Below are 12,221 nucleotides of genomic sequence, written 5' to 3' on the forward strand. Positions count from 1 at the left end.
TTTACATATTCGTAGAACGAAACATCTCAAAACTGCCGTAAAAGACTACATCATTTCCGACTGTGCTTTTCACTTCTACTGTTGTTCTTCCTTTTTCCCGATCAACATTTTGTACAATCGCTTTAGCAACTACTCTTTGTCCTAATTTAACTGGCGAAGTAAATCGAATATTTGCTTTCGCCGTTAAGGCAAGCTCATCATTAATAACAGCAACTGCTAAAGAGTTAGCTTGTGCAAATAAATGATGTCCTCTCGTAATGTTATTTCGAACAAATACATGCTCTTTTTTTACATCAAAAATGGAAATCGCACTTTTATCCAATTCAAGATCTATCACTTCTCCGATCACTTCTTCGATTGGTAATGAGCGTACTTCTTTTTCTAATGTTTTCTCTGCGACATGTTTTATTCTCTCTCTTAATTCTGGTATACTTAGCTCTAAACGGTCTAAACGTATAGTTTGTATACTTACTTGGAAAAATTCAGCTAATTCCTCATCTGTAATAAAGGGATTATCTTTTATTTTTTCCTTCAGTAACTGCTGCCGTTCTTTTTTATTTCGTTTCATCTATATCAAACTCCATCCGAACTATTATGACTAGGTACTAATAGTAGTATATATATTAAAAAAGCAGAATGCAACATAAAAATAATTTGCATACTGCTTTTTCTATTCTTATAGAAAATAATGAAAGTTTAAAATAATCACCGTCATAACTAATGACTAGTAATAGCTCTAGTCTAACTTGTCACCGTCTAGTACTCCTGATTCCAACACAATCTTTCTTAACGTTTCATAATTAACATCCACCCAAAATTCTTCTGAATGTAACATGTTATACGCATCTTGTCTCGCAACTTCTAGCGCCCGATAGTCATGTACCATATCAGCTACTTTAAATTCGGGTACACCACTTTGTTTTCTTCCAAAAAAGTCACCAGGTCCCCTTAATTCTAAGTCCTTTTCCGAAAGTGTGAATCCATCATTCGTTTCTGTCATTATTTTCATACGTTCTTTTCCGTTTTCTGACTTTGGATCAGCTAACAAAATACAGTAAGACTGATGCTCTCCTCGTCCAACTCTTCCTCTTAATTGGTGCAATTGGGAAAGCCCAAATCGTTCGGCATCGTATATAACCATCATCGTCGCATTCGGAACGTTTACACCTACTTCAACGACAGTCGTAGATACTAGAATTTGTACTTCGTTTTCACTAAACTGACGCATCACGTCTTCTTTTTCATCAGCTGTTAATCTTCCATGCATTAACCCAACTTGCCAACGACCGTTATAAAAATGAGTTAACATCGAATGAACATCAATTGCATTTTGCACATCTATTTTTTCCGATTCTTCAATTAATGGACAAATAACATATGCTTGTCTACCTAGCTGGAGTTCTTTTTCAACAAAAGCTAACACTCTATCAATCATTTGGTGTTTTGCCCAGTATGTTTCAATTACTTTTCTCCCGGCTGGCATTTCATCAATCGTTGATACATCCATTTCACCGAAAGCTGTAATAGCAAGAGTTCTTGGGATTGGGGTAGCGGTCATAAATAATACATCTGGATTAAACCCTTTTTCTCTTAAAACCCTCCTTTGCTCTACACCGAAACGGTGCTGTTCATCTGTAATAACTAAGCCCAATTTAGCAAAGTTAACGTCATCTTGAATAAGTGCATGAGTTCCTACGATGATATTTATTTTCCCTTCTTGAAGATCTTCTAATAACAACCTTCTTTTTTTTCCTTTGACAGAACTTGATAACAGTTCGATAGATATGTCATATTGCTGAAACAACCCTTTTAAAGAATGAACATGTTGTTCTGCTAATATCTCAGTTGGAACCATTAATGCACCTTGAAAGCCAGATAGTATTGTAGCATATAAACAGATTGCCGCAACGACTGTTTTTCCAGAACCTACGTCACCTTGTAACAACCGATTCATTCGATACGGTGTAGAAAGGTCTCGTAATATTTCATTCACTACACGGTTTTGTGCATTCGTTAGTGGAAACGGTAAAGACTCTATAAATTCATTTAAAACATCACTGTTAAAATGTTGGGTGATACCTTTTGAATGTTCCCTTTTATATTTTCTTAACGCTTGAATCTTTAATTGGAACAGTAAAAATTCTTCGTAAACAAAATATCTTCTCGCTTGCTTTAAGTAATTAGAAGATTGAGGAAAATGCAGAACATTCATTGCTTCAAATCGAGACGGAAGCTTATACTTTTTTACTAATTCAAAAGGTAATAACTCTTCCAAACTATTACCAAATTGTTTAATAGCAGAGGCGATAAACCTCCTCATCTGTTTAACCGTTACATTTCCTTTAACAGAATATATCGGCTCAACTTCTTGCTGTCGATTAAAAGGACCAAAATGAATTTCAGAAACCGTAATCGTCTGTCGATGCTGATCCCATTTACCAGTTATCGTGACAGATTCATTAATATGTAATTTATCTTTATAGTATGGCCGATTAAAACAAACCGCTTTAACTAAATAACGTCCAACATACGCACGAAACGTAAGTCGAGATTTTTTTCTGCCATAATACATAAGAGAAGGCTCACCATGAACCTCCCCCTCAACTGTAATTTTTTCTTCATGCTTAACATCCGCAAGATCCCGCAAGCGAAAATCTTCATAGCGGTAAGGGAAGTACAGTAAAATATCTTCTACTGTCGAAATCCCCATTGTACTTAAGGCTATCGCTGTTTCCTCGCCTATTCCTTTTATTTCAGTTACAGGTAATTTTTTTAAGTTACTCACCTTTTTGGAGCGACACACCAAATATTTTCGCTTCTAATTCTCTACCCGTTGGTGTTGCCGCCAACCCTCCTTGTGCTGTTTCTTTTAAAGCTGTTGGCATCGTTTGACCGATACGATACATCGCATCAATTACTTCATCACATGGAATTCTACTTGTTACCCCTGCTAGAGCTAAATCTGCGGCTACCATCGCATTAGCAGCACCCATTGCATTACGTTTAACACACGGTACTTCTACTAAGCCTGCTACCGGGTCACATACTAATCCTAGCATATTCTTCAGTGTGATGGCCATTGCTTCGGCACATTGAGATGGTGTTCCGCCAGCCATTTCAACGATAGCTGCTGCAGCCATTCCAGAAGCCGATCCTACTTCCGCTTGACATCCACCTGCTGCTCCAGAAATAGACGCGTTATTTGCAACAACAAAACCGAATGCCCCAGATGTAAATAAGAAATTAACCATATCTTCTTTCTTTGGGTTTAGTTTATTTTTAACTGCAAATAATGTACCCGGAACAACACCTGCTGAACCTGCCGTTGGGGTAGCACAAATTGTACCCATTGCAGCATTTACTTCATTAGTAGCTACCGCCTTACTTACCGCATCTAAAATGATATCTCCCGATAAAAAGTTACCTTTTTGAAGATACTCTTGTATTAAAACAGCATCCCCTCCGGTTAAGCCTGAAACAGATTGAACACCAGCAAGCCCTCGTTCAACCGCCTTTTCCATTACATCTAAATTTGCTTCCATTTGGGCAATAATTGTTTCTCTGCTTTTACCTGTAAACTCCATTTCTTGCTCAATCATTATTTCTGCTATCTTTTTGTTTTGGCTCTCTGCAAGCTCAACTAATTCAGCAACATTTCGAAACATTTGTTTCCCCTCCAAGTCAACACAAAAGTAAGCGTTATCATTATTCTACTATTTTTGTAACTTTTGTTATATTTGGTAATTTAGATAATTCTTCCAGTATAATCGCTTCTATATTTTGATCTACTTCAATAGTCATTAACGCCTGTTTTCCTTTTTCTTTCCGAGCTACTTCCATATGTCCTATGTTAATTTCATATTTCGCTAATACATTTGCTACTCCAGCAATGGCACCGTATCGGTCATTATGCACAACTAATAGAGCAGGGTGATTACCAGATAATTTTAATTGAAAGCCATTTAATTCAATAATTTCTATCTTTCCCCCACCTATAGAAATTCCGACGAGTTCAAGTTCGTTATCATCGTCACCTATTATTACTTTTGCTGTATTTGGATGATCTGTAACAGCCTCTTCTTCTGTAAAAGTAATTTCTAAACCGAGTTCTTCTGCAAGCTTTAAAGAAGACTTAATTCTCTCATCAAACGTATCAAAATCTAGTATACCCCCGACAATTGCTACATCTGTTCCGTGACCTTTATACGTTTTTGCAAATGAACCGTAAAATGAAATTTTTGCCCATTTTGGTTGTTTCCCGAAAAGACTACGAGCAACTCTTCCAATTCTAGCTGCGCCGGCTGTATGTGAACTTGAAGGACCTATCATTATCGGACCGATAATATCAAAAACACTTCTATACTTCATAATCGTCTCCCCATCCTTATAAAGCAAAGTTATCTTTTTCTAGGTCTTTTTCGAATGTATACATGTACATTGTTAGGTTACGCCTATAATTTCTGGAAGTAACATTACGATAAGCAAACATATAATCGAAGAAAGGACCTATTTTTAATCATTATATAAACAATACCATAAAATAATAAATTTCTGAACTAGTTAGAATTACAAAACAAGAACCAAAAGCGTAGGAGCTAGACGTAGAACACAAGTCATCAGTTGCCTACAAACTGTCAAAATTTATTTTTTCTTTAACGATAAAAAAACGTATTAAATCACAAAAGAAGGGAGTTGGCTGTTAACCTTATCTCCCTTCATTTTCACACTACCTTTAGTTTTATATATTATTCTACAGAGAAAATATAAGAATATAACGGTTGCTTTCCGTTATGAATCTCTACTTCAACATCAGGATATTGCTCTTCCACTTGCTCGGACAGCTTTTCTGCTTCTTTTTCTGAAACATCCTCACCGTAAATAATTGTTAAAATTTCTGAATCATCATCTAATAAAGTTTGAAGTAGCTGTTGTGCCGCTTCTACTTTATTTTTACTAGTTGTAACGATTTTACTTTCTGCAATTCCCATATAATCGTCTTTTTGAATTTCAATCCCATCAATACTTGTATCTCTTACAGCATATGTTACTTGACCAGTCTTCACCATTTGTAAAGAAGCTGTCATTGTTTGTTCGTTAGCTTTAAGATCAACCGTCGGATTGAATGCTAAAATAGCAGCCATTCCTTGTGGAACTGTTTTAGACGGGATAACAGCTACGTTCTCACCTACAACATCAGCTGCTTGGTTTGCAGCCATAATGATATTACTATTGTTTGGCAGTATAATAACATTTTCAGCATTTACTTGTTCAATAGCCTTTACAATATCTTCCGTACTAGGGTTCATTGTTTGACCACCTTCAATGACAACTTTTGCCCCTATACTTTTAAACAAGTCAGCTATTCCTTCACCCATCGCAACCGTAATAATACCGAACTTTTCTTTTTTCTCAGTTTCGGCTGGCTTTGTACTTGAAGCTTCTTCGAGTAGGTTGCTATGCTGTTCACGCATGTTTTCAATTTTCATGCTTATTAAGCTTCCATACTTTTGACCGTACGTTAAAACACTACCAGGCTGTTCGGAATGAATATGTACTTTCGCAACCTCATCATCTGCAATTACTAGTAAGGAATCACCATATGCTGATAGGTCGATACGAAACTTCTCTTCCACGAATTGCTCTTTACCATTTTCGAAACGGACCATAAATTCTGTACAATAGCCATAAACGATATCTTCCGTACTAATATGGCCGTGGACATTTTTATGATGCTCAGCGTTTACTAAGTCCGTTAACGAAGGCATTGTAGTAGCTTCTGGTAGCGCTTCACCTTTAAGTTCTGCTAAAAATCCTTCATAAACGTGAACTAACCCTTGACCACCACTATCAACTACCCCAACTTCCTTTAATACCGGTAATAAATCAGGTGTTCGTTTTAAAGATGCTCTTGCTTCCTTTAATGTTGCTTCCATAACTACAACTATATCGTCTTCTGTTTCTGCAACTTGTACTGCTATTTTTGCAGCATCTTTGGCAACAGTTAAAATCGTACCTTCAACTGGCTTCATTACAGCTTTATATGCAGTGGCTACACCAGCTTCAAATGCAGCTGCAAACTCTTTACTATTAATTGTTTCTTTTTGTTCTATCGCTTTAGAGAAACCACGGAACAATTGAGAAAGAATAACACCAGAGTTACCTCTTGCACCCATTAATAGCCCTTTTGCAAGAGCTGACCCCACCTTACCAATATGTGGTTGAATATTATTCTTTACTTCTTTCGCTCCAGAAGTAATAGAAAGATTCATATTTGTCCCTGTATCTCCGTCTGGAACAGGGAAAACATTAAGAGCATCTACTGTTTTTGCATTATTAGATAACTGATTTGCTCCTTGTAAAATCATTTGAGCAAACTGTTTTCCATCTAAAACATGAACTGACACAAAACTTCCTCCTTATTACGGGTTCGTTACACGAACACCTTGTACAAAAATGTTTAATGAATCAACCGATAAACCTAGTGTTTGATTCAATGTGTATTTCACCTTCGTTTGAACATTATGAGCAATTTCTGAAATTTTCGTACCGTAACTAACAATAATGTACATATCGATATGTATTTCATCCTCTTCTTGACGAACAATTACTCCTTTAGTAAAGTTCTCTTTTCGAAGAATTTCTGATAACCCATCTTTAATTTGGTTTTTTGAAGCCATTCCCACAATCCCATAGCAATCAACAGCCGCTCCTCCAGCAATTGTTGCAATTACATCGTTAGAGATATCTATTTGACCGTAAGATGTTTTTAATTCGATGGACATAAAGGATCCCCCTTATTATAGATTTATGAACCTTATGAACTATTGCTTATTTTACTATAAATAATTGCATTTTTAAAGGTACTTAAACTTTTTTGCACATAACACTATTATAATACTGAATGCTAAAAACATGTATGTCAAGGTTTTTTTCTTGAAAGCTTTTCATTGAACTATTGCATTCTCTAAGGTTGTATGTTAAATTATATAAGTATTTTCAAACATTCCATAATCAGAAAAACTGTAGAATATATTTACATATTGTAAATACTTTTCTTCGTTTTTCATACAGGATTAGAAAAGAACATCTCTTTTTTAGTCTCTAAAATGAAAATAACTTGTAGTATTGTTGTAGTTAGGAGGGAATTAAATGGCACGCAAATGTGTAATCACAGGTAAAAAGACTAGTACTGGTAATGCACGCTCTCACGCAATGAACGCTAATAAACGTACTTGGGGTGCAAACCTTCAAAAAGTTCGTATTTTAGTTGACGGTAAACCAAAACGTGTTTACGTTTCAGCTAGAGCATTAAAATCAGGTAAAGTAGAACGAGTATAATCTCATACAAAAAAGCGACTTGTAGTCGCTTTTTTTATTTTGGTTTTTTGTGTGTACATACTTTAAAGTTAGTAGACAACATTGTTTGTGTTTAAGTTAATCTGTTCTTCCGTGCTACTCAACATAAAGTTAACATAAGAAGTTTATTGTTTATTAATAGTTTTGTTTTGATAAAGGGGTAAACATGTTTATCGGGTGATTATTTTTCATAAGAACGAATGGAGAGCCACTATCTGCTAAAAGTAAAAAAGCACCCTCGATAGGTGCTCTACTCTTTTTTAAATGACCCTAACATCGCTTTTATAATTCCACCAAGAAATTTAGGAAGTTTAATTGTATAAAATTTCATTCTATTCCCTCCTCGAAAAGTTTCCTCTACCGCATCATTTTATCACTGAACACATTAAATGTTTCTGTCTTGGCTTCTTATAACCAATAATATGCCTTCTATGAATGAAAAAGTACCAGAATTAAAAATGAGTTCATTACTAATACATAATGTCTCACCCCAAAAAATATTCCTATTTTTTAAATTGTATTTAAAGCCTGTTAGGGTGAGTTCTTTTACTTCTGGGGTTATTGGGATAAAAGAAATATAAGGAAAACGCACATCTTGTTCCAAGTTGTATTTACCTGGTTTTACTACATATAAAATGTTTTGGTTATCTATTATTTGTATAGAACACCCTTCATTTATTCCTTTAAGGAGGAGTTGTATGTTCCCAAAAAAATGATCTAGCCTCCCACCAGTACCACCGAATAATTTAATACTAGCCGGTTTTTCGTTAATAGCCCAGTTTACTGCAATTTCTGTATCAATTTCATCTTTTTCACTAGGCAATAAAAATAAGTTCGTTGTTTTTTTCTTTAATTCCATTAATTCATCATGAGAAACTGAATCAAAATCACCAAATGCTTTATCCGGAATAATTCCATATTCCTTTTGTAGAATCCATGTGCCACGATCTACTCCAACCCAAACTACATTTTCCCCTACCCATTCATGCAAGTTAGGCATATTCTCTACTGGCCCACCAGCCACTATATGTATATTCATTTTCATCTTTTCCTCTCTTCTTTTTTCATAAAATGGGCGATAAAAATAGTTAAAAATTGAGGAAGTCCAAACTAGAAACTAGCTTTTGGGACCCATCTTTTTATACTAAACAATCAATAAAAGCTTCCCAATTTCCAATATGTAGTCTGGACATAGTTCATATTTTAGCCCTCAACATAATAGGCACTGGATTAGCAAGCGTTTCCAGCTACTTTCAAAAAGACTCTAATAAAAACAAAACAGTGGGAAAAACGATTCGTTTTCCCCACTTATTATAAACACTTATTAATTCAAGTTGTAGGATCCTCGAATTAGCTCAATAGCTTCTTTACGATTCTGTTGATTATAAATAGCGGAGCCTGCAACTAATACGTTAGCACCTGCTTCTACACAAAGTCTAGCTGTTTCCTCGTTCACTCCACCGTCTACTTCAATTTCAACATCAAGGCTATTCTCTTTAACTAACTGAACAACTTCTTTAATTTTAGGTAATACTTCGTGAATAAATGCTTGTCCACCAAATCCAGGATTCACTGTCATTAGTAACACTAAATCAACATCTTTAATAATATGTTTAATTGTTTCAACAGGTGTAGCAGGATTTAATACAACACCAGCTTTTATACCAAATGATTTAATATGTTGAATCGTTCTATGTAGATGAGTACAGGCTTCAACATGGACCGTAATAATGTCTGCACCAGCTTTTACAAAGCTTTCAATATACTGGTCAGGACTTTCAATCATTAAATGTACATCTAAAGGAATAGTTGTGCTTCGGCGAGCTGCTTCTACTATTAGTGGACCTATCGTAATATTAGGGACAAAATGGCCGTCCATTACGTCCACGTGGATGTAATCAGCTCCACCTTGCTCAACATCTTTAATTTCTCGTTCTAAATTTGCAAAATCAGCGGAAAGTATAGAAGGTGCAATTTTGATCATCGTTGTTAATACCTCGGCTTTCTATTCGTTATCTCTTCTACAAAATTCATATAATGTTCATACCGATATAGCGCTATTTCACCATTTTCGACTGCTTCTTTTACCGCACATTTTGGTTCTTTTAAGTGAGTGCATCCCCTGAATTTGCATCCCTCACTTAATCGTACAAACTCTAAGAAACAATCTTTCACATCTTCAACTTCTAACTCTAAAAACTCAAGCGAACTAAAGCCAGGAGTGTCGGCTACATACCCTTTTTCCACTTCTATTAATTCCACATGTCTAGTAGTATGTTTTCCACGTCCTAGATGCATTGAAATTTCGGCCGTTTTCAAGTCTAAGTCTGGACGTAACACGTTAAGTAAAGATGATTTTCCAACACCAGACTGTCCAGCAATTACTGATACTTTATCGGCTAAATACGGGTATATTGTGGCTACTCCCTCAGGATCCTTATTAGAGGTCATTAATACTGTATATCCGATATTTTCATAATAACTAGCATATTCTTTTACTTTTCTGTCATCTGTAAGCAAGTCCATCTTTGTTATACAAATTACTGGAGTAATATGTTTTGATTCAATTAGTGTTAAAAATCTATCTAGTAATGCTGTACTAAAATCTGGTTCAACAGCCGAAAAAACTAAAATTGCTTGGTCAATATTGGCAATAGGAGGTCTTGTTAACTCATTTTTTCTATCAAGCACTTCCAACACATAGCCTTCTTGAGCATTTTCAGCCTGGAATTTTACGATATCCCCAACTAGAGGGGTAATTTTATTTTTTCTAAATACCCCTCTTCCTCTACATTGAGTAATAGATCCATCGTCTGCCAAAACATAGTAAAAACCAGCTAATGCTTTGACAATTTTGCCTTCTGGCATATAATTCCTCCTTAATAATCTTTCATTTCATCATAGTCGACTGTATTACTTAATACTTCCGTTTCATCAACTAAAATTTTGTAACTAGCTTTCCCTTTATAAGGAATGGTTAATGATATTTCTTGATTCGTATCTTCTGTAATTTTAAACGACTCAACAGGTGATTCCATCGTATTATTTAAGTCTTCTATAAAAATAGAAACCGTCTGTTCTTGATCTTCTTCTTCCCCACTATAAGGAATATTTACAGTAATGCTCACCGTTATATCTACAGGTTCCGGACCTTTTGAAACAATTAGCTGCACCGCACTGTTCTTTTGAACTTCCGTATCAGGCTTTGGATTTTGATCTATTACATTACCTTCTGGGACAGTCTCACTATATTCCTCATCTACTTTTACTGAAAATCCTAAATCTGTAAGATGATTTTGGGCGAATTCGGCCGTTGAACCTTTATAATTAGTTAATTTAATCGGTTGTGATCCTTTTGATACTATTAGTCGTACGATCGTTTCTTCTGGTATAATTGCTGTTCCTGGAGCAGGATCTTGTTCCATAACAATTCCAGCTTCTACCGATTCAGAATACTCTTCTACTTTTTCAATATTGTCTAGACCTTTTAACTTTAACCGTCGTTCAGCATCTTCCAAGGACAGAGTACGATAATCGTCCATTTCAGATGTTTCTTTCCCGATACTACGATATATAGTAATTGGTGAACCTTCTTTTACCCTTCTGCCAGCTACCGGATTTGTCCTTGTTACGTTTCCTTCTTGAATATCATCACTAGTTTCATCAATTGGTTCGTTTATTTCAAAGCCAAGTGATAATAAATGCTCCACGGCATCATCATATTCGTAATTAACAACATCAGGCACTTCTACTTCTTCTGGAATTAATAAAGAAGGCAGTACAGTGAACGCGAAAATTCCTCCGGCAACGAGTAAGAAAAGAAGAGTGAAAAGAACGATAAGCCATTTTTTCTTTTTACTTTTTTTCTTATTTGGAGGAGCATCTTTCTTTTTCTCTTTCTTTTCTTTCTGTTCGGAAGTAGGTGGAATTGTATCTTCATTTTTTAAGTTTGCTGAACTTAAAGCTGCGCCTTTAATTATCGGAATGGCTTTCGTAGCTTCTTCGTCTTCATCTGGTATAGAAAATGGTTGTTCATTTCTCCGATGAGGTTCTAATGCCGTACTTATATCATCATTCATTTCGTCTACAGACTCGTATCGATATAACGGGTCTTTCGCCATCGATTTAAGTACAATATTTTCTAAACTTTGTGGAATGGTAGGATTCCAACGCTTAGGCGACGGAGTGTCTGATTGTAAATGCTTTAATGCAATTGAGACAGCCGATTCTCCAGAAAACGGTAAGCTTCCTGTTAACATTTCAAACATTACTATTCCAATTGCGTATACGTCTGATTTTTTTGTCGCTATTCCACCTCTAGCTTGTTCGGGTGATAAATAATGAACAGAGCCGAGTAAAGAATTTGTTTGTGTAATTGTTGTGGACGATAAAGCCATCGCTATTCCAAAGTCTGTTACTTTTATATTACCCTCTGTATCAATAAGGATATTCTGTGGTTTAATGTCACGGTGAATAATTCCATTATCGTGAGCATGAGCAATAGCTGACGTTAATTGATCCATTATTTCAACTACTTTGTTAAAAGCAACTGGTGCGTTCTGCTGGATATATTGTTTTAAAGTTTGCCCTTTCACATATTCCATTACAATATAATAAATATCATTCTCTTCACCGATATCATAAATACTAACGATGTTTGGATGATCTAAACTAGTTGCGGATTGGGCTTCTCTTCTAAAGCGGCGAATAAAATCATTATCATTAGCATAATCTAAACGTAACACTTTTACTGCAACGTCACGGTTTAAAATCATGTCGTGGGCAAGATAGACATTTGCCATTCCCCCGCCACCAATTACTTGTTCAATTTTATACCGTCCGTTCAATCTTTTTCCTATTAACAT

At 35.5% G+C, this 12,221-nt stretch carries 12 protein-coding genes; 1 reads left to right on the forward strand and 11 read right to left on the reverse strand.

Annotated elements, in window-relative coordinates; all coding sequences use genetic code 11:
• Position 1: 1 nt before the first annotated feature.
• The 6 genes from fapR to BC6307_RS12830 form a co-directional block, all read right to left on the reverse strand.
• Complete coding sequence (gene fapR, locus BC6307_RS12805) at positions 2-568, reverse strand: transcription factor FapR (RefSeq protein WP_066417683.1); 567 nt, start codon at positions 566-568, stop codon at positions 2-4.
• A gap of 168 nt (positions 569-736) precedes the next feature.
• A complete protein-coding gene (gene recG / locus BC6307_RS12810) occupies positions 737-2,785 on the reverse strand; it encodes an ATP-dependent DNA helicase RecG (protein WP_066417685.1) in 2,049 nt (682 codons plus the stop codon).
• Positions 2,778-3,665, reverse strand: coding sequence for an L-serine ammonia-lyase, iron-sulfur-dependent, subunit alpha (gene sdaAA / locus BC6307_RS12815; protein ID WP_066417687.1), 888 nt, complete (start codon positions 3,663-3,665; stop codon positions 2,778-2,780). The genes recG and sdaAA overlap by 8 nt, the downstream gene beginning before the upstream one ends.
• A 40-nt stretch (positions 3,666-3,705) precedes the next feature.
• A complete protein-coding gene (gene sdaAB / locus BC6307_RS12820) occupies positions 3,706-4,368 on the reverse strand; it encodes an L-serine ammonia-lyase, iron-sulfur-dependent subunit beta (RefSeq protein ID WP_066417689.1) in 663 nt (220 codons plus the stop codon).
• 377 nt (positions 4,369-4,745) lie between these two features.
• Positions 4,746-6,404, reverse strand: coding sequence for a DAK2 domain-containing protein (locus BC6307_RS12825; protein ID WP_066417697.1), 1,659 nt, complete (start codon positions 6,402-6,404; stop codon positions 4,746-4,748).
• Between the two features lie 15 nt (positions 6,405-6,419).
• Entirely contained in the window at positions 6,420-6,782 is a 363-nt protein-coding gene (locus BC6307_RS12830) for an Asp23/Gls24 family envelope stress response protein (RefSeq protein ID WP_066417700.1), read from the reverse strand.
• A gap of 367 nt (positions 6,783-7,149) precedes the next feature.
• Between BC6307_RS12830 and rpmB the strand changes: the two genes are divergently transcribed.
• Entirely contained in the window at positions 7,150-7,338 is a 189-nt protein-coding gene (gene rpmB / locus BC6307_RS12835; RefSeq protein WP_066417703.1) for a 50S ribosomal protein L28, read from the forward strand.
• Positions 7,339-7,606: 268 nt separating this feature from the next.
• On the opposite strand, the gene spoVM is transcribed toward rpmB, so the two are convergent.
• From spoVM to pknB, 5 genes are all read right to left on the reverse strand, one after another.
• On the reverse strand, positions 7,607-7,687 hold the full coding sequence (gene spoVM, locus BC6307_RS12840; RefSeq protein WP_066417706.1) for a stage V sporulation protein SpoVM: 81 nt from the start codon (positions 7,685-7,687) through the stop codon (positions 7,607-7,609).
• 54 nt (positions 7,688-7,741) lie between these two features.
• The gene (locus tag BC6307_RS12845) at positions 7,742-8,395 is read right to left on the reverse strand and encodes a thiamine diphosphokinase (protein WP_066417727.1); all 654 of its coding nucleotides are present in this window, start codon (positions 8,393-8,395) and stop codon (positions 7,742-7,744) included.
• Between the two features lie 285 nt (positions 8,396-8,680).
• On the reverse strand, positions 8,681-9,340 hold the full coding sequence (gene rpe, locus BC6307_RS12850; RefSeq protein WP_066417708.1) for a ribulose-phosphate 3-epimerase: 660 nt from the start codon (positions 9,338-9,340) through the stop codon (positions 8,681-8,683).
• 5 nt (positions 9,341-9,345) lie between these two features.
• The gene (gene rsgA, locus BC6307_RS12855) at positions 9,346-10,224 is read right to left on the reverse strand and encodes a ribosome small subunit-dependent GTPase A (RefSeq protein ID WP_066417709.1); all 879 of its coding nucleotides are present in this window, start codon (positions 10,222-10,224) and stop codon (positions 9,346-9,348) included.
• Positions 10,225-10,235: 11 nt separating this feature from the next.
• The gene (gene pknB / locus BC6307_RS12860) at positions 10,236-12,221 is read right to left on the reverse strand and encodes a Stk1 family PASTA domain-containing Ser/Thr kinase (RefSeq protein WP_066417710.1); all 1,986 of its coding nucleotides are present in this window, start codon (positions 12,219-12,221) and stop codon (positions 10,236-10,238) included.

The organism is Sutcliffiella cohnii (genome assembly GCF_002250055.1).
In the GTDB taxonomy this organism is placed as follows: Bacteria; Bacillota; Bacilli; order Bacillales; family Bacillaceae_I; genus Sutcliffiella; species Sutcliffiella cohnii.

What these genes read in the sequence shown, in the direction of transcription:
- rpmB (WP_066417703.1), top strand. Translation starts at nt 7,150, where the DNA reads ATGGCACGCAAATGTGTAATCACAGGTAAAAAGACTAGTACTGGTAAT.
- sdaAA (WP_066417687.1), bottom strand. Translation starts at nt 3,665, where the DNA reads ATGTTTCGAAATGTTGCTGAATTAGTTGAGCTTGCAGAGAGCCAAAAC.
- fapR (WP_066417683.1), bottom strand. Translation starts at nt 568, where the DNA reads ATGAAACGAAATAAAAAAGAACGGCAGCAGTTACTGAAGGAAAAAATA.
- sdaAB (WP_066417689.1), bottom strand. Translation starts at nt 4,368, where the DNA reads ATGAAGTATAGAAGTGTTTTTGATATTATCGGTCCGATAATGATAGGT.
- pknB (WP_066417710.1), bottom strand. Translation starts at nt 12,221, where the DNA reads ATGTTAATAGGAAAAAGATTGAACGGACGGTATAAAATTGAACAAGTA.
- rpe (WP_066417708.1), bottom strand. Translation starts at nt 9,340, where the DNA reads ATGATCAAAATTGCACCTTCTATACTTTCCGCTGATTTTGCAAATTTA.
- BC6307_RS12830 (WP_066417700.1), bottom strand. Translation starts at nt 6,782, where the DNA reads ATGTCCATCGAATTAAAAACATCTTACGGTCAAATAGATATCTCTAAC.
- rsgA (WP_066417709.1), bottom strand. Translation starts at nt 10,224, where the DNA reads ATGCCAGAAGGCAAAATTGTCAAAGCATTAGCTGGTTTTTACTATGTT.
- BC6307_RS12845 (WP_066417727.1), bottom strand. Translation starts at nt 8,395, where the DNA reads ATGAATATACATATAGTGGCTGGTGGGCCAGTAGAGAATATGCCTAAC.
- spoVM (WP_066417706.1), bottom strand. Translation starts at nt 7,687, where the DNA reads ATGAAATTTTATACAATTAAACTTCCTAAATTTCTTGGTGGAATTATA.